The organism is Shewanella rhizosphaerae, from assembly GCF_019457655.1.
Classification (GTDB): Bacteria; Pseudomonadota; Gammaproteobacteria; order Enterobacterales; family Shewanellaceae; genus Shewanella; species Shewanella loihica.
On sequence record NZ_CP080420.1, the window covers coordinates 1823831 to 1845575 of the forward strand.

18 protein-coding genes are annotated in these 21745 nt (G+C 53.5%); 9 read left to right on the plus strand and 9 right to left on the minus strand.

Going from position 1 to position 21745, the window contains the following annotated elements; translation table 11 throughout:
* Nucleotides 1–321: 321 nt before the first annotated feature.
* The 4 genes from K0I63_RS08275 to K0I63_RS08290 form a co-directional block, all read right to left on the minus strand.
* Complete coding sequence (locus K0I63_RS08275; RefSeq protein WP_220083109.1) at nucleotides 322–1227, minus strand: ABC transporter ATP-binding protein; 906 nt, start codon at nucleotides 1225–1227, stop codon at nucleotides 322–324.
* A complete protein-coding gene (locus K0I63_RS08280; protein WP_223294779.1) occupies nucleotides 1224–2060 on the minus strand; it encodes an ABC transporter permease subunit in 837 nt (278 codons plus the stop codon). Before K0I63_RS08280 ends, K0I63_RS08275 begins: the two co-directional genes overlap by 4 nt.
* Before the next feature lie 74 nt (nucleotides 2061–2134).
* On the minus strand, nucleotides 2135–2782 hold the full coding sequence (locus K0I63_RS08285; RefSeq protein ID WP_220083110.1) for a YceH family protein: 648 nt from the start codon (nucleotides 2780–2782) through the stop codon (nucleotides 2135–2137).
* Between the two features lie 99 nt (nucleotides 2783–2881).
* On the minus strand, nucleotides 2882–3715 hold the full coding sequence (locus K0I63_RS08290) for a CvfB family protein (protein WP_220044929.1): 834 nt from the start codon (nucleotides 3713–3715) through the stop codon (nucleotides 2882–2884).
* A 550-nt stretch (nucleotides 3716–4265) separates the two neighbouring features.
* Here K0I63_RS08290 and speA point away from each other — a divergent pair.
* The 4 genes from speA (at nucleotide 4266) to pdxH (ending at nucleotide 8982) form a co-directional block, all read left to right on the plus strand.
* Nucleotides 4266–6179, plus strand: a complete 1914-nt coding sequence (gene speA / locus K0I63_RS08295; protein ID WP_011865418.1) for a biosynthetic arginine decarboxylase — start codon at nucleotides 4266–4268, stop codon at nucleotides 6177–6179.
* A 256-nt stretch (nucleotides 6180–6435) separates the two neighbouring features.
* Nucleotides 6436–7356 carry an adenosylmethionine decarboxylase gene (locus K0I63_RS08300; RefSeq protein ID WP_220083111.1) on the plus strand — a complete coding sequence of 307 codons (921 nt, stop codon included), beginning with the start codon at nucleotides 6436–6438 and terminating at the stop codon, nucleotides 7354–7356.
* A gap of 27 nt (nucleotides 7357–7383) precedes the next feature.
* The gene (speB, locus tag K0I63_RS08305; RefSeq protein ID WP_011865420.1) at nucleotides 7384–8307 is read left to right on the plus strand and encodes an agmatinase; all 924 of its coding nucleotides are present in this window, start codon (nucleotides 7384–7386) and stop codon (nucleotides 8305–8307) included.
* A 27-nt stretch (nucleotides 8308–8334) separates the two neighbouring features.
* Nucleotides 8335–8982 carry a pyridoxamine 5'-phosphate oxidase gene (gene pdxH, locus K0I63_RS08310; RefSeq protein ID WP_220083112.1) on the plus strand — a complete coding sequence of 216 codons (648 nt, stop codon included), beginning with the start codon at nucleotides 8335–8337 and terminating at the stop codon, nucleotides 8980–8982.
* Between the two features lie 63 nt (nucleotides 8983–9045).
* Here the strand turns inward: pdxH and K0I63_RS08315 are convergent, their stop codons facing one another.
* Entirely contained in the window at nucleotides 9046–9822 is a 777-nt protein-coding gene (locus tag K0I63_RS08315; RefSeq protein ID WP_011865422.1) for a hypothetical protein, read from the minus strand.
* Nucleotides 9823–10060: 238 nt separating this feature from the next.
* Between K0I63_RS08315 and cysB the strand changes: the two genes are divergently transcribed.
* Nucleotides 10061–11035: an HTH-type transcriptional regulator CysB gene (cysB, locus tag K0I63_RS08320; protein WP_011865423.1), complete on the plus strand. Its 975-nt coding sequence runs from the start codon at nucleotides 10061–10063 to the stop codon at nucleotides 11033–11035.
* Between the two features lie 93 nt (nucleotides 11036–11128).
* On the opposite strand, the gene K0I63_RS08325 is transcribed toward cysB, so the two are convergent.
* Entirely contained in the window at nucleotides 11129–12505 is a 1377-nt protein-coding gene (locus K0I63_RS08325) for an L-serine ammonia-lyase (RefSeq protein ID WP_220083113.1), read from the minus strand.
* A 358-nt stretch (nucleotides 12506–12863) separates the two neighbouring features.
* On the opposite strand from K0I63_RS08325, the gene nagZ reads away from it, so the two are divergent.
* The 3 genes from nagZ (at nucleotide 12864) to K0I63_RS08340 (ending at nucleotide 15306) form a co-directional block, all read left to right on the plus strand.
* Nucleotides 12864–13877: a beta-N-acetylhexosaminidase gene (nagZ, locus tag K0I63_RS08330; protein ID WP_220083114.1), complete on the plus strand. Its 1014-nt coding sequence runs from the start codon at nucleotides 12864–12866 to the stop codon at nucleotides 13875–13877.
* Nucleotides 13878–13952: 75 nt separating this feature from the next.
* Complete coding sequence (gene ycfP, locus K0I63_RS08335) at nucleotides 13953–14495, plus strand: alpha/beta hydrolase YcfP (RefSeq protein ID WP_220044933.1); 543 nt, start codon at nucleotides 13953–13955, stop codon at nucleotides 14493–14495.
* A gap of 541 nt (nucleotides 14496–15036) precedes the next feature.
* Nucleotides 15037–15306: an acylphosphatase gene (locus tag K0I63_RS08340; RefSeq protein WP_011865427.1), complete on the plus strand. Its 270-nt coding sequence runs from the start codon at nucleotides 15037–15039 to the stop codon at nucleotides 15304–15306.
* 39 nt (nucleotides 15307–15345) lie between these two features.
* On the opposite strand, the gene K0I63_RS08345 is transcribed toward K0I63_RS08340, so the two are convergent.
* From K0I63_RS08345 to K0I63_RS08355, 3 genes are all read right to left on the minus strand, one after another.
* Nucleotides 15346–16284: a peptidoglycan binding protein CsiV gene (locus K0I63_RS08345; protein WP_220083115.1), complete on the minus strand. Its 939-nt coding sequence runs from the start codon at nucleotides 16282–16284 to the stop codon at nucleotides 15346–15348.
* The gene (gene mfd, locus K0I63_RS08350; RefSeq protein WP_220083116.1) at nucleotides 16277–19759 is read right to left on the minus strand and encodes a transcription-repair coupling factor; all 3483 of its coding nucleotides are present in this window, start codon (nucleotides 19757–19759) and stop codon (nucleotides 16277–16279) included. The genes K0I63_RS08345 and mfd overlap by 8 nt, the downstream gene beginning before the upstream one ends.
* A gap of 75 nt (nucleotides 19760–19834) precedes the next feature.
* Entirely contained in the window at nucleotides 19835–20416 is a 582-nt protein-coding gene (locus tag K0I63_RS08355; RefSeq protein ID WP_220080529.1) for a hypothetical protein, read from the minus strand.
* 95 nt (nucleotides 20417–20511) lie between these two features.
* On the opposite strand from K0I63_RS08355, the gene K0I63_RS08360 reads away from it, so the two are divergent.
* Nucleotides 20512–21744, plus strand: a complete 1233-nt coding sequence (locus K0I63_RS08360) for a lipoprotein-releasing ABC transporter permease subunit (RefSeq protein WP_220083117.1) — start codon at nucleotides 20512–20514, stop codon at nucleotides 21742–21744.
* The last annotated feature ends 1 nt before the right edge of the window (nucleotide 21745 follow it).

Here is a 21745-nt window from a genome sequence, read left to right on the forward strand (position 1 = left end):
GTTTCCAGTTTCCAGTTTCCAGTTTCCAGTTTCCAGTTTCCAGTTTCCAGTTTCCAGTTTCGGCCCCCGGTTCCTGCATTGGGAGACTAGGGCAAAAGAGCGAGTGAGAGACGAAGAGTAAAGAGTTAGAGAGTTGAGAGTGAAAGAGTTGAGGCGGTCAGCCTAAGCGCAGCAGTTAGTTAGCGGGCACGGCATAGGCGCCGTGCCTTAAGTGACACTCTGTATTAGTGCCACTTTATCTCAGTGACATTCTGGCTTAAGTGTCACTTTATATGCGTGACACTCTGTATTAGTGTCACTTTATCTCAGTGACATTCTGGCTTAAGCCTGTGAGAACAGCTTGTCTTCCAGGGTGCGGCCACGTTGAATGGCACGGTAGCGCCAGTCCTGGCGATTGAAGAGGGCGAATAGCTCGGTTTCCAGTGCGAAGCCTGCCGTGACCTGATAGTGGATCACAAACTCCTTGCTCTGACTGGATTTCACCGACATGACCTGAGGCAACGACTCTAGCGCCGCCATCAGCGCCTCGTCATCGCAGCTCTGCATGGTGAGGGTCAGGTATTCGTCCGCCAGCTCGTCCTGAATCGAAATAGATTGATTCAGCACGCCTTTATCCAGATAGAGCACCTTGTCACACAGCTTCTCCAGCTCCGCCAGGTTGTGTGAGCTGATGACGAAGGTAGTCTTGCCTATCTGAGCGCGCACTAACTCGCGTATCGCCTTGGCGTTGGCGGGATCCAGCCCAGCGGTCGGCTCATCGAGCAGTACCAACTCGGGAGAACCTATGAGTGCCTGGGCAATCGACACCCGCTTGCTCATGCCATGGCTAAGAGAGGAGGGCTTTTGCGGAGCAACCTCTGCCAGATCAACCAAGGCCAACACCCGCTGGCATTCCTGGCGCGCCGCGGCAGCGTTAAAGCCTTGTAGCTGGGCAAACAGCTCCAGCTGCGCCGCTATGGTGAGGTTAGGATCGAGCCGCGCATCCTGGGGCAGGGCGGCAACCTTACCCAGGAGCGCCGTGCTGCCGGGAGCGTGGCCTAAGATCTCCACAGCTCCTTCTGTTGGGCGAATATAGCCACACAGCAGCGAAAACAGGGTGGTCTTGCCCGCACCGTTGGGGCCGACCAGGGCGATTGGCTGGCCAGCGCTGAGTTCTAGGTTGATGTCGTTGAGTGCGCGTTTACTGCCGAACTGCTTGCTCAGCGCCTTACAGGTGATTAGCTTCATAGTGCGATCCTCGCCATATAACTTCTTCCTAATAGCAGGAGTACACCGGCCTGAAGCAGCGGAATGGCTGCTATGGCAAGGCTGCTCAGGCCCTTGGTATTAATCATCATATCCAGCTGGGCACCGGGCACCAGCCATTGCAGTATGTTGCTCAGTCCAGGTAGATAATAGGAGATGATGCCGTTGGCTATGGTGCTACCCGCCAAGAACAACACAGCATAGATGCTCGCCTGTCTCGCCGAGTTGGCGTGCAGTGACAAGATTGCCATCATGGCGGTAAAGGGGGCCAGGACGATCATGATATTGATAAACACCAATACCCCAGAGCCCATGGCGGCCCATACCAAAGCCGTGTCGCGATAGGCCACCAGTAATAGTGTCGCCACCAGAGTGAGTATCAGCAGTATCGCCTGGATCAGCAGATAGCCAGTGACCCGACCGAAAAACAGGGTGTCGCGGCTGACTCTCAGAGTGAGGAAGCGAAAGCTGCCTCTGGCCTTGTCAGAGGCAAACTGATCGGCGCCCACAAACAGGCTGAAGATGGGGAAGAGATAGAGCGCAGCGACCCATAAAATGGCCATCTCGGCCACGTCCCACGAGAGTAGCTCTCCCACATTGGCGGCGCCAAATACGCCCTCGAGTAGCTGCTTAAAGTCAGGCGAAAACAGGTAGAAAGAAGCCTGCCTTATGGGGTACCAGAGGATGAGGCACCAGGTTAGCGCGAAGGTGGCCAGGCCTATCATGCCTCTTGTGCTAAAGAGGATTTTTTTCAGTTCGAACCTGGCCAACACCAAGGCTGCGTTCCATGAACTGCGCGGAGTAAGATTATCCAAAGATGATTCCTTTATCATGTTAATGAAGGCTCAGCCTAACATTCATCTGTTTGTCTAAATGTTTCAGATTGTTGTTAAATTTTGCCTAAGAGCTCGGCAACTTGCTGTTTTAGCTCGGCGACTTGCTGCTCGAGCAGCGCGACGCGCTTCACAAGCTCATCATATGCCTGGTTACTCGCTTGCGCTGGCTGCGTTGCCAGTTGAGTATCGAGCTGCGCCTCGGCCTCGCTGATGAGTTCGATAAAACGTGACTCCCGCTTACCCGGCTCTCTAGGTAGCTGACGAACCAACGCCGGCTCCATCTGCGCTAGGCTGTTGAGGGCTTGCTCGACCTGGGCGACATCGTTAAAGCCATATAGGCGATTGCTGCGGGTTCTCAGCTCACCTGCGGTCTGCGGTCCTCTTAACAGCAAGAGACAGATGATGGCGACCTTGTCTTCGCTCAGCTGGAGATCGCTAAATTCGGTGTTGCAGAATCTGTGCTTGTATTTGACGACGCGCGAGCCGAAACCACTCTGTTCGGCCACCAGGCGTTTCTTCGCCAGAGAGTCCAGCGCGGCCTGGGTATCAGCTTCCGACAGGTTCATCACAGGCTCGCGGCTCGATTTTTGGTTACAGGCCAAAGTGAGGCCGTTGAGGGAGAGGGGATATTGCTCTGGTGTCGTCTTCTCTTTTTCCAGTAGACAACCTATTACACGCGCTTCATGGGAGGTGAGTTTCATGATTTTGGTACCCAGATAAAAAAAGCATAGCCCTGTTATAACAGAGCCATGCTTTTATGCAAAGACAATCAGAGGCTTGGCGCTTTCGCTGCCTAACTTCTATTCAGTCAGGCGGATACCGTCTGCCTCGATGGCGATCTTCTGCTGCTTGTAGAGGCCGCCGATGCTTTTTTTGAAGGCCTTCTTACTCATGGCAAGCTCGGCGTAGATCACCTCGGCATCTGTCTTATCGGTGAGGGGCAGGAAGCCGCCGGCCTGGTTAAGTTTCATCAAGATGGCGGTGGCGTGTTTGTCCAGCTCCTCTTTGGCGCCGCGCTGCAAAATCAGGTCTATCTTGTCGTCACTCCTGACGCGCTTGATGAAGCCTTTGATGCGCTGGCCAAACTTGAGGGGCTGATAGACCTCATTCTTATACAGCACACCCCAGTGGCCATTGTCGACGATGGCCTTGTAGCCAAGGTCAGTGGTGCCGGCAATGATCAGGCTCACCTCTTGGCCGTTGCGATAGGGCGGTGGCGTGCGATCGAGGAACTTGTCTATCTTCGATGAGGCCACGATGCGATCGTCGGCGCTGTTAACATAGACATAGACCAGATAGGAGCGTCCCACCTCGATCTCCCTGTGCTGCTCACCGAAGGGCAACATGAGATCTTTATCCAGGCCCCAATCCAAGAAGGCGCCGTAAGGACCGGTCGCGACTGCCTTAAGGTAGGCAAATTGGCCTACCTGCGCCTTGGGACGCTTGGTGGTGGCGATCACCATATCTTCTGAGTCCAGATAGAGGAAGACCTCGACGCTATCGCCTACTTCGCAGCCTTGAGGGGCAACCTTATTTGGCAGTAATACCTGGCCGAATTCATGGGCATTTAAGTACACCCCAAAATCGACGCGTTTGACGATCTCTAAGGTGCAGCGCTTTCCTATCTCTATCATGTGGTTCTCTATGGATAATGGCTTAGATGTTAAATGTGGCGATTATAGTGGAAATCTTGCCAAGATGCTTTAGCCTAAGCAGTTTATTCTGAAGTGAATGACATTAATTTCGGCCCAGGGGTGAGTGAGTCAGATAGACTCCAACGGCTGGCAGTGTGGGAACCCGGTAAACGATAGGGCCGACTGTCTGTTTAATGCCCGGCTGTTGAGCGAATTTACTGTAAAAAAACGCTGAACACCCGTAAGGGATAAAAGGCAGTCTGGGCGCGTGCTTGAGTGCAAAAAACCTTGTAATAAATTAATGTGATAATGATACTTGCATTTAGTTAAATTCAGGGGTTTAATTGCGCGCCTTTTTTTACTTTAGACAAGTATAAATTGAGTTAACTAATATGGCGGGGACTCGAAGGATAACTTCGATATCTGACACCCAAAAACGGTGTTGATGTTGCGGCTTATTTACCTGATAGGTGCGATAGTAAGTAACATTAATGTGTTGGCAGACAAAGCAGCTGCCGAATATGAATGTAAATAGACAGGTTGAGAGAATATGAGTAATTGGTCTATTAAAGATGCTTATGTTGGTTATAACGTTAATTACTGGAGCTCTGGGCTCTACGGCATAAGCGAGGCCGGTGAGGTGACGGTGTCCCCCGATCCTAATCATCCTGAGCACACTATAGGGTTAAATGAACTCGCTAAGGATATGGTGAAATCCGGCGTGGCCTTGCCTGTGTTGGTGCGCTTCCCGCAGATCCTGCATCACAGAGTCAACAGCCTGTGTAACGCCTTCAATCAGGCGATCACCCGTTACGACTATCAGTCAGACTATCTGCTTGTCTACCCCATCAAGGTGAACCAACAGCAAACTGTGGTCGAAGAGATCTTGGCGAGTCAGGTGTCTAAAGAGGTGCCACAGCTGGGTCTTGAGGCCGGCAGTAAGCCTGAGCTGATGGCGGTTCTCGCCATGGCGCAGAAGGCCAGCTCGGTGATCATCTGTAACGGCTACAAAGATGTGGAGTATATCCGCCTGGCGCTGATCGGCGAGAAGCTTGGCCATCAGGTCTATATCGTGCTGGAGAAGCTGTCTGAGCTGAAAGTCGTCCTCGAAGAAGCCAAGAAGCTGGGCGTGACTCCACGCCTGGGTCTGCGCGTGCGTCTGGCCTTCCAGGGTAAGGGCAAGTGGCAAGCCAGCGGCGGTGAGAAGTCTAAGTTTGGTCTGTCTGCGGCGCAGGTGCTGAACGTGATCAACTCACTGAAAGATGAAGACATGCTCGACAGCCTACAGCTGCTGCACTTCCACCTGGGATCGCAAATCGCTAACATCCGCGATATCCGCAGCGGTGTGAGCGAGGCGGGCCGTTTCTACTGTGAACTGCAGAAGATGGGCGCCAACGTTAAATGTTTCGACGTGGGTGGTGGCCTGGCGGTGGACTATGACGGTACCCGTAGCCAGAGCAGCAACTCGATGAACTATGGCCTGACCGAATACGCCAACAACATTGTCAGCGTGCTGAACGACATGTGCCGCGAACACGATCAGCCTATGCCACGTCTGATCTCTGAGTCTGGTCGTTACCTGACGGCTCACCATGCAGTGTTGATCACCGACGTGATTGGCACCGAGGCCTATAAGCCTGAAGATCTACAGGCGCCGGATGAAGAGGCGCCGCAGCAGCTCAAAAACATGTGGGATTCATGGGGTGAGGTGAGTGGCCGCGCCGATCAACGCGCCCTTATCGAGATCTACCATGATGTGCAGAGCGATCTGGCCGAGGTGCACTCGCTGTTTGCCCTGGGTCAGATGAGCCTGTCCGACAGAGCCTGGGCTGAGCAGATGAACCTGCGTGTCTGTTACGAGCTGAAGGGCGTGATGAGCGGTAAGTACCGTTTCCACCGCCCGGTGATCGATGAGCTTAACGAGAAGCTGGCCGACAAGTTCTTCGTGAACTTCTCGCTGTTCCAGTCGCTGCCAGATGCCTGGGGTATCGATCAGGTGTTCCCAGTGATGCCGCTAAGTGGTCTGGATAAGAAACCTGAACGCCGCGCCGTGATGCTGGACATCACCTGTGACTCTGACGGCACTGTGGATCAGTACGTAGATGGTCAGGGTATCGAAACCACACTGCCTGTGCCTGCGTGGAGCGCTGAGAGCCCATATCTTATCGGTTTCTTCCTGGTAGGAGCCTATCAGGAGATCCTCGGCGATATGCATAACCTGTTTGGCGACACTAACTCTGCCGTGGTGCGACTGGACGACGATGGTCTGGTGAATATCGAGTCGGTTCTGGCCGGTGATACGGTTGCCGATGTGCTGCGTTACGTTAACCTGGACGCCGTCTCTTTCATGCGTACCTATGAGGAGCTGGTGAATTTGCACATTCAGGAAGATGAGCGCGCCAATATTCTCGAAGAGTTGCAGATTGGACTGAAGGGCTACACCTATCTGGAAGATTTCTCCTGATTGGCAGGCTAGCCTGTTTCGCCTGGGATCTCGGCTAAGGCTGCCGGGATCCTGTTATACCAATCACGGCAAGTAAGTGATCAGAAATAGACCAGGAAAAACGGCCGAGAATAAGGTGGAATTTTTCGATAAGTAGTTATTCTACAATCAAAAGTAGTAACGCCGTTATCGGACGTTTTAACAAGCTAGCATGACCAGTTATTTACCATGACCAGCTATTTACTAGGATTGGTATTAGACGATGAGGAGCGGGTCGATGTATTTTGAAGGGGCGGAGAAGCGCTTATCGCTGGCGCTGGCGGCGGGTTGTCCGTCGCTTAGGGCGTTGGGGGATGAGTATTGGCGCCGCGCCCTGGCCAAGAGTGATACAGAGATCCTCTCAAAGCTGAGCAGTGAGCAGTGCGATGCTTACCTGCTCAGCGAATCCAGCCTGTTTGTCTGGCACGATAGTCTGGTGCTGATCACCTGTGGCAACACCCGGCTTATCGAGACCGTACTTTCCCTGGTGGAGTCACTGGGTCGCGATCAGATTGCCAGCCTGAGTTATCAGCGTAAGAGCGAAATCTTGCCCGCCTTACAGACTAGCCGCTTCGAAGAAGATATCGTCCGGCTTGGCGCTATGCTAAGCGGCGCTGCCTACCGCATAGGCCATTTAGATGGTCATCACCATCACATTTTCTTCTCTGGCAGTAAGGTAAGGCTTAAACCCGCGCAGACGGTGCAGATGTACCATATTCGCGGTGAGCTGGCCGATTATCTGCTCAGCGATGGGCAAACGATAGCGGGGATAGCCAGCCGGCTTAATTTATCTCAGCTGCTGAGCGGTTTTGATATTGACGCGCACTTGTTCTCGCCACTGGGTTATTCCCTCAACGCCCTCAGGGGAGAAGACTATTTCACGGTGCACATCACCCCGCAGGAGACGAGCTCCTATGTGAGCCTGGAAACGAATTTGTCGCTCGGCGCAGGGCTTAACGATATAGTAGGTGAGTTGTTAAACCGCCTAAATCCGGTAAGCTGGGACCTGGCAGGATATGAAGCCGAGACGTTAGCATACTGCGCCGAGCAGTATAGCCTAGAGGCCCGGGGCGAACTTGCCTTGGCAGAAGGCCAGGGCCTGTATATAAAACACTATAAACAGCGCGATTGTGAGCAATTGTTGCCCGTTGCGTTGTGATCTTTACTTCTATGATTTGGAGCAAATATGACCACTATTGCAGATAAGCCTGATTACTCGCTTTACTCAAATGCATTTGGTTATTTAAGACAGCCACTGGATTTCAAACCACTCGAGAGCGATGCCGATGTGGTGGTAATTGGTTTGCCGTTTGATATGGCCACTACGGGTCGCTCTGGCGGCCGTATGGGTCCTGGCGCTATCCGTCAGGCGTCGGTCAATCTGGCCTGGGAAGAGTGCCGCTGGCCATGGGATTTTAAGTTGTCCGATCACCTAAAAATGGTCGATGCGGGCGATCTGGTGTTCGATTGCGGTGATGCCGCCGATTTCACCCAACGTGTCGAAGACTTCGCGACGGCCGTGCTCGACTCTGGCAAGGCGCTAATGAGCTTTGGTGGCGATCACTTCGTGACCCTGCCGCTGCTGCGTGCTCACTACAAGAAGCATGGCAAGATGGCACTGCTGCATTTCGATGCGCACACAGACACCTATAGCCAGGGCAGCAAGTATGACCACGGCACCATGTTCTTCCACGCGCCAAATGAGGGCATCATCGATGCTTCTCACTCAGTGCAGGTGGGGATCCGTACCGAATATGACAAGCCAAGCCATCTGTTCAAGGTGATCGATGCGGCCGCCGCTAACGAGATGACTGCCGATGAGATCGTGGCTCAGATTAAAGATCGTGTCGGTGATATGCCATTGTATGTCACCTTCGACATCGACTGTCTGGATCCAGCCTTCGCACCGGGCACAGGCACGCCTGTATGTGGCGGTCTCACCAGCGACAAGGCGATGAAGATCATTCGCGGCCTGCGCGGCATGAATGTTGTCGGTATGGATGTGGTCGAAGTGGCGCCAGCCTACGACAGCGCCGAGATCACCGCACTGGCCGGGGCCACCTTAGGCCTTGAGATGCTACACGTTTGGGCCTGCGCCCATAAGAAGTAAGCAATACGGGACAGGGTAAGGAAGCAGATGTCGAACTTAAGTGATATTAGACGAGAATACACCTTGGGCGGGCTGCACCGAGAGGAGCTGCCCGACAACCCCATGGTGCTGTTTGAGAAGTGGATAGAGCAGATTAGGGATTCGGAGATCCTGCCAGATCCCACGGCCATGTCGGTGGCAACCGTCGATGCCGAGGGGCAGCCGTTTCAGCGCATCGTGCTCTTAAAACGTTTCGATGACGACGGCTTTGTGTTTTTCACTAACCTGGCTAGTCGCAAGGCGGAGCAGATAGCCCACAACAACAAGGTGAGTCTGCTGTTTCCCTGGCACGCCCTGGAGCGTCAGGTGGCGGTGACGGGTGTGGCGGAGCAGCTTTCGACCACTGAGGTGCTTAAGTACTTCGTGACGCGGCCCAAAGAGAGTCAGATCGCAGCCTGGGTGTCGAAGCAATCGAGCAAGATCTCGGCGCGCCAAGCGCTGGAGAGCAAGTTTGCCGAGATGAAGGCCAAGTTCAGCCAGGGTGAGGTGCCGCTGCCTAAGTTTTGGGGCGGTTACCGGGTGCGTCCTAGTAGCATAGAGTTCTGGCAGGGCGGTGAATATCGCCTGCACGACCGCTTCCTCTACAGCCGTAAAGATTCAAGTCTTAGCTGGGATATCGACCGTCTGGCGCCTTAAGCGTTCCGATAATAGCGATAAAAAAACCACCGCAATGCGGTGGTTTTTTGTCTTCGGAGGCCGTTACCATTTCTTCTTTGGCTGGAACAGTACGTCGATATCGTCCTCGTCGCTCTTCTGCTGCGGCGCGTTAGGCTGCGCCATCTTTTGGGCGCCCATGATCTCATCGAGAAGCAACTTGGCTTCATCCACCTTTTTGGCGATAAAGGGATCGTTAGGGGTCAGGCCCTTGATGGTGTGCAGAGTCGCCAATGCCTTAGTGACCATCTGCTTGGCGGAGCCATATTGCTTCATGAAGCAGGCGCTGCGGGCGCGAGATAGCATAGAGTCCACATTGATTCTGAGTTGTAGGCTGTCCACGCGAGCCTCTTCCTGAGCAAAGATATTGGGGTCGACCTTGCCTTTGTTGTGTTCTGCGCGCAGGATTGCCTTGAGTTTTTTCAGTACCTTTACCAGATCCAGGATCTGCTTGTCGGTATCGGGCAGGCGAAAGCTTTCGATGGCTGGCGTCTGTTTCTGGGCGTTTTGCAGGTTTTCGACTTGACCGGTAAGGTCAGTGAGACGACGCTGATAATCCGCCGTCTGTGGTCCACCAAGGCTGACAGATTGGCTTAAGGCTTCTTGCACTCTTCTGTAGAGGATCAATACCAGATTGGTCGAGCAGGGAAACATCCCGGTGCAAGAGAGCACGTTCTCGGTTTCGTCGATGATGGCTCTTTGTCTGGCTAATTCTGTTCTTCGCTCGGCCTCGGCACGTTCTTTTTGTTGTTGGATGACATTGATGCCAATAACCAATAGCAGCAATGCACCGATGAGGATCAGAACCAAAGTAAATATCATAGATCTACCAATTTTTATGCAATTCCATTAATGCTACTATAAATCAACACGCTAGCATAGTTATCTTAGACTAGCTTTCTCTTTATGTCGTGTGATTCATCTCACCTCTATGCTATATTCCCCTTTGATTTAATTTTTCGCCTGTACTATAACTAATTCTTATACTAACTCTTATGTTAGGGTACCGATTTCAGGCCGTGGCTCCCTTTGAGACACTGACCTTTGCAAAGGAAAGACGATGAAGCTGCAACAACTCAGATACATTGCCGAAGTGGTGAATCACAACCTTAACGTGTCGGCGACCGCTGAGAATCTTTACACCTCTCAGCCTGGGATCAGTAAACAGGTGCGTATGCTCGAAGATGAGCTGGGCATTCAGATCTTCGGCCGTAGCGGTAAGCATCTGACTCATGTGACGCCAGCCGGTCAGCAGGTGATCAATATCGCCAACGACATTTTGGGCAAGGTTGAGAGCATCAAGAAGGTTGCCGAGGAGTATACCAAGCCGGATCAGGGTGAGCTGAATATTGCCACCACAGATACCCAGGCGCGATATGCCTTGCCGGGGATCATCCGTGCCTTTATCGACCGTTACCCTAAGGTGAATCTACACATGCATCAGGGCACGCCTTCGCAGATCAGCGAGTTGGCGGCAAGGGGCGATGCGGACTTTGCCATTGCCACCGAGGGGATGCACCTCTATACAGATCTCATCATGCTGCCTTGCTATCACTGGAATCGCTCCATCGTGGTGACCAAAGATCATCCGCTGGCTTCACGGACTCAGATCAGCATCGAAGACTTAGGCCGTTTCCCGCTGGTGACCTATGTGTTTGGCTTCGATAGAGAATCAGAAATCGAGAAGGCTTTTAACCGCGCCGGTATCGACCCTAGAGTGGTGTTTACCGCGACCAGTGCCGATGTGCTCAAGACCTATGTCAGATTGGGCCTAGGGGTTGGGGTGATCGCCTCCATGGCGGTGGACCCTGTGATAGATAAAGATTTAGTGGCCATAGATGCCAGCCATCTGTTTGCCCACAGCACCACTAAGATAGGTTTTAGGAAGGGCAACTTCCTGCGCAATTATATGTATGAGTTTATTGAGCATTTTGCGCCGCATTTGACCAAGGATATTGTCGAGAAGGCGGTAGCACTGAGGGACCCTCAGCTGATTGAAAACCTGTTTGCGGATGTGGAGTTGCCGATCCGTTAAGGCGAGCGTTTGAGCTTAGCTAAGATAAGCTGATGTGTAGCCATAAAAAAACTCGCCCTGGGGCGAGTTTTTTTATGTTTCATTCATTGCCGATTAACACTCGACTATGTTAACCGCCAGGCCGCCCTTGGCGGTTTCCTTGTACTTGCTGCGCATATCCTTGCCGGTATCCATCATGGTCTTGATCACCTTATCCAGAGAGACCTTATGGTTGCCGTCGCCGCGCATCGCCAGGCGTGAGGCGTTGATCGCCTTCACCGCGCCCATGGCGTTCCGCTCGATGCAAGGCACCTGCACCAGGCCTCCGACTGGGTCGCAGGTCAGCCCCAGGTTGTGCTCCATGCCGATCTCGGCGGCGTTCTCCACATGTTCAACCGTGCCGCCCATGATCTCGGTGAGTGCGGCGGCGGCCATAGAGCAGGCCACACCAACTTCACCCTGGCAGCCCACCTCGGCGCCTGAGATAGAGGCGTTCTTCTTGTAGAGAATGCCGATGGCGGCTGCGGTCAACAGGTACTGACAGCAGATATCCAGATCTACCTCTTGAACGAAGGTGTCGTAGTAGCAGAGTACGGCCGGGATGATGCCGGCGGCGCCGTTAGTCGGCGCAGTCACCACGCGATCGCCGGCGGCGTTTTGCTCGTTCACGGCCAGGGCAAACAGATCGACCCAGTCCATGGCGGTGAGCGGATCGACCACTGTCTTGCTCTCGGCCTTGAGGCGACGATAAAGCGCCGGGGCGCGGCGTCTGAGTTTCAGACCGCCCGGGAGTATGCCTTCCTTCTGATAGCCACGCTCGACGCAGCTCTTCATGGTTTGCCATATGGTCCACAGGCGTTCTTTAATCTCTTTCTCGCTGGCGATAGAGAGTTCGTTCTCCATCATTAGCGCAGAGATGCTCAGGCCATTCTCGACACACATATCCAGCAGTTCGGCGGCGCTGTTAAAGTCATAGGGCGCGGCTTCGATAGGGGAGGCAGGCGATGCATCTTGGGCCAGGATCTCATCTTCATCTAAGATGAAGCCGCCACCGACAGAGTAATAGGTACGCTGATAGATGCAGTTGCCCTTGGCATAGGCGTAGAGGGTCATGGCGTTGGCGTGGGCCGGCAGACTCTTGCGTCTGTGGTAGGTGATGCCATCTTCACGGCTGAAGCGCACCACCTTGTTGTTTGGCATTGTTAAGCTTTGTGTGTCATGAACCTGTGCCAGGGTGGCATCGATCTTGTCGGTATCAACGGTTTCAGGTGCTTCGCCCATCAGGCCTAAGATCACGGCCTTACCCGTGCCGTGGCCCTTACCGGTTTGGCCGAGTGAGCCAAACAGCTCAGATCTCAGCTCATCTGTTTCTGCTAGATGACCATGTTTTTCTAAATCTTGAATGAAGATATTACCCGCTTTCATCGGGCCTACGGTATGGGAGCTTGAGGGCCCGATACCAATTTTAAACATGTCAAAAACGCTAATCATTATAAAACCCTGTTGTAATCATTATTTTCGTTATTCAATCTCAGTGATTTTAGGCCAATTTAATTATTCATGCCTGAAGGGGCGTTAATGTCGCCCCGTTGTGCTAACCTTGCGAGCACATTAAGATTGTCAATTATTAAGTATCCCATACTTTAGTCGCAGCTTTCGCATTAGTTTTTTTCAAGAATGAGTTTCGCATTAGGCATACTATTGCTAATCGCAGAGGGCTGAGGAAAGCTGCCCAAAGGTTTGTGGTTTTATCAATTGTATACAAAAGCTTAGACAACATTACCTTGCTAAGTATTTGTTAATCATCGGCGTCGATAAAACTGATTTAACAGTTTTTCTAGGGGGAGTTGTGAGTTATTTAATGATGGATTTGTTATCCACCGAGGTGAATGCGCAGGAGCAAGCGCAGTTGATGCATCCCATGGTCGGCGGGCTGATATTGTTTTCCCGCAACTATCAAGATCGTGACCAGCTCTGCGCCTTGGTGGCCTCGGTGCGTGCCCTTAGACCCGATCTGCTTATCGCCGTGGATCATGAAGGCGGGCGGGTACAAAGATTTATTGACGGCTTTAGTAAGATCCCCGCCATGGGCGACATATTGCCAGCGGCAAAGCAAGATCTTCCATTGGCCAAGGAGTGGGCGAGGGAGCTTGGTTTTCTCATGGCCGTTGAATTGCTGGCCTGTGATATCGACTTAAGTTTTGCCCCTGTGCTGGATCTGAACGGCATCAGTCAGGTGATTGGCACCCGCGCCTTTAGCGATAAGCCCGATGAGGTGATAGCCCTGGCCGAAGCCTTTATTCAAGGGATGCAGGATGCAGGCATGGCCGCCGTGGGTAAGCATTTCCCCGGTCATGGCAGCGTGGCGGCGGACTCCCATATTGCCAAGCCGATGGATGAGCGTAGCGAAGCTGAGATCCGTGCCCTGGACATGGTGCCCTTTGCGCATCTCATGGGGGCGAAGCGATTACAAGGGGTGATGCCAGCCCACGTGATCTATCCTAAAGTCGATCCTAATCCGGCGGGTTTCTCCTCCTATTGGCTTAAGCAGGTGCTGCGTGAAGAGCTTAAGTTCGATGGGGTGATATTCTCCGACGATCTCGGCATGAAGGGGGCTGGCGTGGTGGGTGGCTACCCAGAGCGGGCCAGCGCCGCTATTAAGGCGGGCTGTGACATGATCTTGCTGTGTAATGACAGCCAGGGCGTCAGCGAGCTGTTAACCTCGTTTGAGTGGCCTGAGCAAGGTCCACAGGTGCCGGCGCGTAAACTGCTGGCCAACAGACCTCAAGTTGCCAAGGCGCTGGAGGATGAATCTCGTTATCTGGCGGCAAGAAGCATAGCAGAGCAGATCTGTATGGGCTAAATTTGATGTAGCGCAACAACAGCCTATGATGAGTTAGCTAAAGTTAATATTCACATACAGTTAGCAGGTAACAGGATGATCCTCTATTTCCACGGTTTTGACGCCACCAGTCCAGGTAATCATGAAAAAATGCGCCAGCTGCAGTTTGTCGACCCCGACGTACGGCTGATCAGCTACAGCACGCTTCACCCCAAGTACGATATGCAGTATCTGCTTAACGAGGTGAGTCGTCAGTTAACCCAGAGTGACGATCCCGCGCCTCTGGCGATAGGCGTCGGCCTCGGCGGCTATTGGGCCGAGCGGATAGGTTTTCTCAATGGCCTTAAGACAGTGATGATCAATCCCAATCTGCATCCGGAAGACAACATGCTCGGCAAGATAGACAGACCGGAAGAGTATGCCGACATCGCCAGCAAGTGTGTCAGTCAGTTTAGGGAAAAACATAAGGGACGGGGCATGTGTATCCTGTCTCGCCAGGATGAGGTGCATGACAACCAGGCGGTGGCCAGCACCTTAGCGCCTTTCTATCCCATCGTCTGGGACGAGGAGCAGCGCCATAAGTTTCCTTCGCTGGCCGCACATCTCGCCGAGATAAAGGCCTTTAAAGAGCAGCAATAACACGATTCGAACCTAACAAGGAGCCAACTGGCTCCTTTTTTTATGTGCAGATACTAGTGACGGCAAAGCGGCCCGATACTGTGGTCTGATAAAGCCGCCTGATTCCTATTTATGTACTAAAAACGAGCGGGTTTGACTCGGGATTGACGTTAACGAAAAGCCTTGCTGCTTTGGATAGAAGCCTCGCTGGCCGACAGGAGGCGATTAGGGCGTTTTTCTGCAGTGTATTGATCGCCATTTTTCAGGGGCTTATGATGAGTAAGCGATAAAAAGTGGTCGAATATCCTGAATTTAGGTCGAAGCTGAGCGTAAGTGGTTAGCAATTTTTGTTATTCAAATCTAGCATAGCTTATCCCTTTTATGATACAAAGTGATACATATTGCTACATGATGGTCTTACAGACCTTTTCCCAGTTTGCGTATGTCGCCCGATGCAGCTAACCACTTTATTAGTTAGCTGTTTTTTTTGTCTATTTTTTGCCCATCCCCCAAGTTTAGGTTATCTTCAAAAGGTTAGATCGATAAGAATAACGAGGCGCAGATGAAGCGGGTATTATTGACAATATCGGGAAAGGTTCAGGGCGTGTGTTTCAGGCGATACAGTCAGCTGAAAGCCAATGAATTGGGGCTGACGGGGTATGCCAAAAACCTGGAAGACGGCAGGGTGCTGATTTTATTGCAGGGAGGCGGCTTAGCTGTCGATCGTTTCATCGCCTGGAGTGAACAGGGTTCGCCTCAGTCTGTGGTCGATAATGTGCTGGTGGAGGAAGACGAGGCAGATGAGATCTACCTCGATTTTTCTGTCTATTAGCTATCTGTTTTCTAACTAGCGATTAGCTAGCTATTTAGTTTAGTTCTGCGGGACCACGTTTGGCTGGCTCACCTCGAGGGTGCGCTCGCCGGGTTGTTCCATCTTTCTGATCTGTAGGATCATTCCCATATTAGGGTGATCGAAATAATGGATTTCGTCACTCTTCACACGCTTATTCTGCGTCATATAGATGTTGTACAGATAAGGCACCTGGCTCAATACCGTCTCATCCTCAAGCTGTGGCTGTGATTTACTGCCAGCCCTGTGCAGGGTTAACGCCGTTTCTACATAGAGGTAATGGTTCAGATAGATGTTGAGCGTACCATCCAGTGCCCAGATAGGGGCCGCCTGCTTTTCCTCGAAATTCAGATCGAAGTTAAACTGCGGAATACCGCTGGTATCACTTTGCGGCGCCGCATTTACCGCGTAGCCATTCTCATTGAATCGATCTGAGAAATCTTCACCGCCGTAGAGACGCACAGGCTTCGCCTGATGACGGGGCAGCATAGATTGTTGCCAGGTCATGTGCAGCAGGCTCTTGTGTCCGGCTTCTCGCTTTAAGGTGGTAATCATCTCGCTAAATTGCGACTGGGAGTCGGCCAATAAGACGGTGCCGGCCCCTAAGGTGGCATATTGGGGGGTTGGCGCGCCTATGGTGCTAGGGATCTGGCTGGGGTGAGTCACCTGCGCCTGTTGCAGCTGCTTGTCGCAATCTGCTGGCGTTTCCAGCCACTGCTGGGCGCTGCAGCCCTCGAGGCCCAGGCTAGCTCCGGTAATATCCGTGGCAAACAGCGGCGAGATCATGTCTATCGGTTGACGCGTGTGACGATTGCCTGGGCTTGCCAAGGTTTCTTCCAATTGACTTCCCTGACGCTCAAACAGGTAAACTTCCACCTCAAACCAACGCTCGTTATCTGCCCAGGCGGCGCCGGATAGTGAGGCAAGGGTGGTCACCAATAAAAGACTCTTTTTAAACACGCGGTTCTCCAAGGCGATGTTGCATGAGTTGAGAGATGATCAGGGATAACAGGGCTAACCTATCCTTGTCTGTCTCTGTCGGCATCAAGAATTTTAACTTACTTGGGCCGTCCATACGATAATTTTGTGGCTGACTCTGTAATAGTCCGATGATAAAGCCAGGATCTACACAGTGATCGTTATTAAATTCCAGGCTGCCGCCCTTGGCGTGCATCTCTATCTTGGCGATGCCGAGCGCCGTTGCCTGATGCTTAAACAGGGAGACTTCCATCAGGTTCTTGGTTGCCTGAGGCAGGAGGCCGAAGCGGTCGATCAGCTCGACCTTTAATTCGTCCAGTGCCTGGGCGGTGGCGCAGTTGGCGATACGCTTATAGAGCGATAGGCGGATGTTGACATCGCCCACATAATCTTCCGGCAGCAGCGCCGGGATCCGCAGGTCAATTTCACACTGTCCTCTGAGCATCTGATCCAGCGAAGGCTCCTTGCCCTCCTTGAGGGATTTCACCGCATCTTCCAGCATCTCCATGTAGAGGGTAAAGCCTATTTTGGAGATATGACCGCTCTGCTCATCGCCCAGGAGTTCACCCGCGCCGCGGATCTCGAGATCTTGAGTCGCCAGCATGAAGCCTGCGCCGAGATCTTCCAGCGCACCTATGGCCTCCAGACGCTTGATGGCATCCTTGGTCATGCGTTTTGGATGGGGCGTCATCAGATAGGCGTAGGCTTGATGATGGGAGCGTCCCACACGGCCTCTTAACTGATGCAGCTGCGCCAGGCCGAAGTTATCGGCTCGCTCTATGATGATGGTGTTGGCGCTGGGCACATCGATGCCAGTTTCTATGATGGTGGTGCACACCAGCACATTGTATTTCTGGTGATAGAAGTCAGACATCACCTTTTCCAGGTCACGCTCGCGCATTTGACCATGGGCGGTGACAACTCTCGCCTCGGGCAGTAGCGCCTCTATCTCCCGGGCGCGCTTCTCTATGGTCTCGACACTGTTGTGGAGAAAATAGACCTGGCCGCCCCTTAAGATCTCACGCAGCAGCGCCTCGCGTACCGTGGCATCATCATATTCGCGCACGAAGGTCTTAACCGCCAATCGCTTGGCCGGCGGCGTAGCTATGATGGAGAGGTCGCGCATGCCAGACATCGCCATGTTGAGGGTACGCGGAATAGGGGTCGCCGTTAGGGTCAGAATGTCGATGTTGGCGCGAAGCGCCTTGATCTTCTCCTTCTGACGCACGCCGAACCTGTGCTCCTCATCGATGATAAGTAGCCCTAGGTTTTCAAACTTAGCCTCAGACTGCAGCAGCTTATGGGTACCGATAACGATATCCACCTGACCAAGCTCCAGCTGCTTGAGCACCGCCTGTTGCTCCTTGGCAGTCTTAAAGCGTGACATCACCTCTATCTTGATCGGCCAGTCGGCAAACCTGTCTTTGAAGTTTTCATAGTGCTGCTGAGCAAGTAGCGTGGTAGGTACTAAGATAGCCACCTGCTTGCCGTCGTTGACCGCCACGAAGGCGGCGCGCATCGCTACCTCAGTCTTACCGAAGCCGACGTCGCCACACACCAGGCGGTCCATCGAAATGGGGCTGCACATGTCGGTGAGCACGGCATCGATGGCGGTTTCCTGATCTACCGTCTCTTCGAAGGGGAAGCTGCCGGCAAACTGGGCATACTCTTCGCGATCTAATCGGCAGGCCTCGCCGGGGCGGGCCTGACGGCGGGCGTAGACATCTAACAGCTCGGCGGCCACATCGCGGATCTTCTCGATCGCCTTGCGTTTGGCCTTGGTCCAACTCTCGTTGCCCAGCTTGTTGAGTTGCGGTGCATCATCGGCGCCGACGCTGTACTGGCTGATGAGGTTGAGGGAGGCGACAGGCACATAGAGTTTATCGCCACCGGCGTATTCCAGTTTCAGGTACTCGGCGACCAGGCCGCCCGTGTCCAGGGTTTCCAGTCCCTGGTAGAGGGCGACGCCGTGATCCAAATGCACTATGGGTTGACCGACTTTGAGCTCGGCCAGATCCTTGATAAGCGCATCCTGGCTTACCTGACGCTGTTTATCGCGACGGCGTTGCTGGGCGATGCGCTGGCCAAACAGCTCGGTTTCACACACCAGTGCCCAGCTAGGGCCCTTCTTAGGGTGATAGATGGCGCCTTGAGACAGCGGCGCGACGATCAAGCCAAAGGGCTGAGGTTTTTGGCTGAAGCTCTCCAGATGATCCAGCAGCGCAGGTTTAATCTCTATCTTGGCCAGTAGTTCCAGCAGCGCCTCGCGGCGGCCTTCCGATTCGACGCAGAATAGAATTGGCGTGCCGCCATCGGCAAATTCTTTAAGGTTAACAAGCGGCTGTTTCAGCTTATGGTTGGCGGCGATGTTAGGCAGTGCCTCGAGCTGCGCCGCAACGCTGGTGCCTGTGGCCTCATCGCCCTTGACCAAGAAGCGCGGCAGCTGCTTAAAGGCCTCGAAGACTTGTTCGGTCAGCAGGTAGAGATCCTTTGGCGGTAGCAGTGGCCTCAGGGGATCGACCCGGCGGTTTTCATAGCGCTGGTTGATCTCCTGCAGGTGGTGTTTGGCAGCATTCTCTAGATCGCCCACCTGCACCAATTGGCACTCGCCGGGCAGATAGTCAAACAGGCTCGCCGTCTCGTCGAAGAAGAGGGGCTGGTAACTCTCGATCCCGGCGGGCATCACCTTGCGGCTCACCATCTGATAGATGGACTCTGGCTCCTTGACCACGACCTCAAACTGGCGGCGGTAACGTTGGCGAAATCCTTCGATGGCGGCGTCATTGGTCGGGAACTCCTTGGCCGGCAGCAGGCGAATCGATTCAATCTCGCCGCTGGAGCGTTGGGTTTCCGGGTCAAATTCGCGGATCGATTCGACCTCATCATCGAACAGCTCGATGCGATAGGGGCTCTGGGCGCCCATGGGGAAGAGGTCGATGATAGAGCCGCGCACGGCAAACTCGCCATGCTCATACACCTGCTCCACGTGATGATAGCCAGTATTGACCAGCTGGCTGCGCACCGCTTCCAGGGGATAGTTGTCGCCCTTGCTGAGCAGCAAGACGTTGCCGGTTAAGAATGATTGTGGCGGCAACTTAACCATCAGGGTGCTCATGGGCACGATCACCAGGCTATGGCCGGCGCTTGGGATCCGCGATAGGGTCTCAAGCCGTTGAGATACCAGATCCTGATGGGGCGAGAAGCTGTCGTAAGGCAAGGTCTCCCGGTCGGGGAACAGCATCACGGGGATCGATTTTGGCGCTAACAGGTAGCCTAGCTCAGCCTCTAGCCTGAGCGCGCTTGGCGTGTCTGGCGTCACTACTAAGGTCATGCCGCTATACTGCTCGCACAGCTTAGCCAGGCTTATCGCCTGGGCGGCGCCGGTTAACTGGCTAAGGGTTTGGGGCGACTTAACCCCTTTGACTTTAGGTGGTGTGAGGATGGAAAAAGCATTCATGAAAACAGACTAAGGCCAACAATCGACAATGATGCGGCCATTGTAGAGACTTAGCCCCGTCAGTGCCAGTGAAAACTAACTCGGGTCTTGTTGCTGTTTTTTGCGTTGTTGTAATTGTTTTTGTTGAATATTCAGGCTGGCTTTGACCAGTTGCTCGACATCCTCATCGAGAATTTGAATAAAGCTGAGTTCGCAGTCGAAACCACCTTCAGAGGCTTCATCGTCACAGCGGGTGCACTCACCGATGCAGAGGATGGCGATAAGCGCCTCCCTGATATGCAGTGTGATGCGGTAGCGCTCGCCGGGCACCAATTTTGTGGGGCTTAGGAGATGTATGCCGCTACCGCCAAAATGCAGGCCGCTGCAGCGCTCGCCCTCGTGGGGCTGTTGCTCGAGCACATGCTGCAGCACCAGGTCTATCTTGCGAGACTGTAGCTTAAGGTAATCGACTACGGTGCGGGCTTCATCATCAAGGTGCCTGAGCTGGAGTAGACAGTCGGCTTCCATCGCCTTGACTTGGCTGATAAGCTGCATGCCGAGCGGTAGCATACCTCTTAGCTCATAGTCGTTGGGCAGCGGCTGCTCCTTAGGCCAGGGCGATAGGTAAGCGGCGAACCCATGCGCGACGCTAAAATAGGAGTTTGATTGGCTGTTCAACGGATTGCCTCTTGTTTTTAAGGTGCTATTCCCCCTATTATCGTGCCCATCTTAATGATTTATCAAGGCTCTGACGCAAAGAGACCCTGCCAAAAATGAATTTAGCGTTATCTTGGACCATAGGTTATCGGTATTGGCGAGCACGTAAGGCCAATCCATTTGCCTCATTTATTACCCTGTTTGCCGTGTCGGGGATCTTGCTGGGGGTGGCGGCCCTGATCATCGTCAGTTCTGTGATGAATGGTCTCGAGGGGCAGCTCAAGCAGCGTATTCTTGGCGCAGTGCCGCAGCTGACGGTGCACAGCGAGCAACACCTTGGCAACTGGCAAGATGTCGCCAATACCTTAATCGATGGGAAGCAGATCCTGGCGGTGAGTCCGAGCGTGGCCACCCAGGCCATGTTACAGGCGCCGAGCAACATCAGCGCAGTGCAGGTTTATGGCATCTATCCTGAGCTTGAAAAAGACAATCTGGCCCGTCTGAACCGACACTTCAATGGCTCCCTCGACAGTCTCGAGGCGGGCAAATACCGCATCATCATTGGCGCCGAGTTGGCGCGTCGTCTGGATGTGAAGCCCGGCGATAAGATACGTGTACTCAGTGGCGATGGGGTGGTTTATTCGCCGCTGGGGCCTGTGCCGAGTCAGCGTAAGTTTATCGTAGCCGGGGTGTTTGAGATGGGCTCTCAGGTGGATGCGAGCCTGGCTTACGTGCATCACGAGGATGCACTGCGTCTGATGCGCAAGTCCCCCAATGAGATCAAGTCGCTGCGTCTTTATCTGGCCGATCCCTTCAAGGCGAGCAAGTTGGCATCTAAGGTTGAAGCCGCGTTTGAGGCGGCGGGCGACAGTGTGACCACCAGTGATTGGCGCGAAAACTATGGTCATCTCTTCTCTGCGGTAAAGATGGAGAAGAACATGATGTCGTTGATGCTCAGCCTGATCATCGCCGTGGCCGCCTTTAACATAGTATCAGCGCTGGTGATGATGGTGGTGGATAAGACCACAGACGTTGCCGTGCTCAAGACCCAAGGCCTGACCACGGGGAGCATCATGGGGATCTTTATGATCCAGGGCTCACTCAATGCCGTCTTAGGCTTGGTGGGCGGTCTGGCTATCGGCGTGCTGGCCACATTGAACATCAATACACTCTTCTCGATGCTCGGCATTCATGTGCTTGGGGCGGGGCAACGTCTGCCGGTGCAGCTCGAGTGGGGCCAGTTGTCCCTGATCGTTGTAGGCACCCTGGCTATCACATTTTTAGCGACCGTTTATCCCGCACTACGGGCGGCAAGCGTGCAACCTGCCACAGCTTTAAGGTATGAATAAT

Coding starts and splice junctions, on each gene's coding strand:
- K0I63_RS08275 (WP_220083109.1), bottom strand. CDS start 1,227: ATGAAGCTAATCACCTGTAAGGCGCTGAGCAAGCAGTTCGGCAGTAAA.
- K0I63_RS08285 (WP_220083110.1), bottom strand. CDS start 2,782: ATGAAACTCACCTCCCATGAAGCGCGTGTAATAGGTTGTCTACTGGAA.
- K0I63_RS08290 (WP_220044929.1), bottom strand. CDS start 3,715: ATGATAGAGATAGGAAAGCGCTGCACCTTAGAGATCGTCAAACGCGTC.
- speA (WP_011865418.1), top strand. CDS start 4,266: ATGAGTAATTGGTCTATTAAAGATGCTTATGTTGGTTATAACGTTAAT.
- K0I63_RS08300 (WP_220083111.1), top strand. CDS start 6,436: ATGTATTTTGAAGGGGCGGAGAAGCGCTTATCGCTGGCGCTGGCGGCG.
- speB (WP_011865420.1), top strand. CDS start 7,384: ATGACCACTATTGCAGATAAGCCTGATTACTCGCTTTACTCAAATGCA.
- pdxH (WP_220083112.1), top strand. CDS start 8,335: ATGTCGAACTTAAGTGATATTAGACGAGAATACACCTTGGGCGGGCTG.
- K0I63_RS08315 (WP_011865422.1), bottom strand. CDS start 9,822: ATGATATTTACTTTGGTTCTGATCCTCATCGGTGCATTGCTGCTATTG.
- cysB (WP_011865423.1), top strand. CDS start 10,061: ATGAAGCTGCAACAACTCAGATACATTGCCGAAGTGGTGAATCACAAC.
- K0I63_RS08325 (WP_220083113.1), bottom strand. CDS start 12,505: ATGATTAGCGTTTTTGACATGTTTAAAATTGGTATCGGGCCCTCAAGC.
- ycfP (WP_220044933.1), top strand. CDS start 13,953: ATGATCCTCTATTTCCACGGTTTTGACGCCACCAGTCCAGGTAATCAT.
- K0I63_RS08340 (WP_011865427.1), top strand. CDS start 15,037: ATGAAGCGGGTATTATTGACAATATCGGGAAAGGTTCAGGGCGTGTGT.
- mfd (WP_220083116.1), bottom strand. CDS start 19,759: ATGAATGCTTTTTCCATCCTCACACCACCTAAAGTCAAAGGGGTTAAG.
- K0I63_RS08360 (WP_220083117.1), top strand. CDS start 20,512: ATGAATTTAGCGTTATCTTGGACCATAGGTTATCGGTATTGGCGAGCA.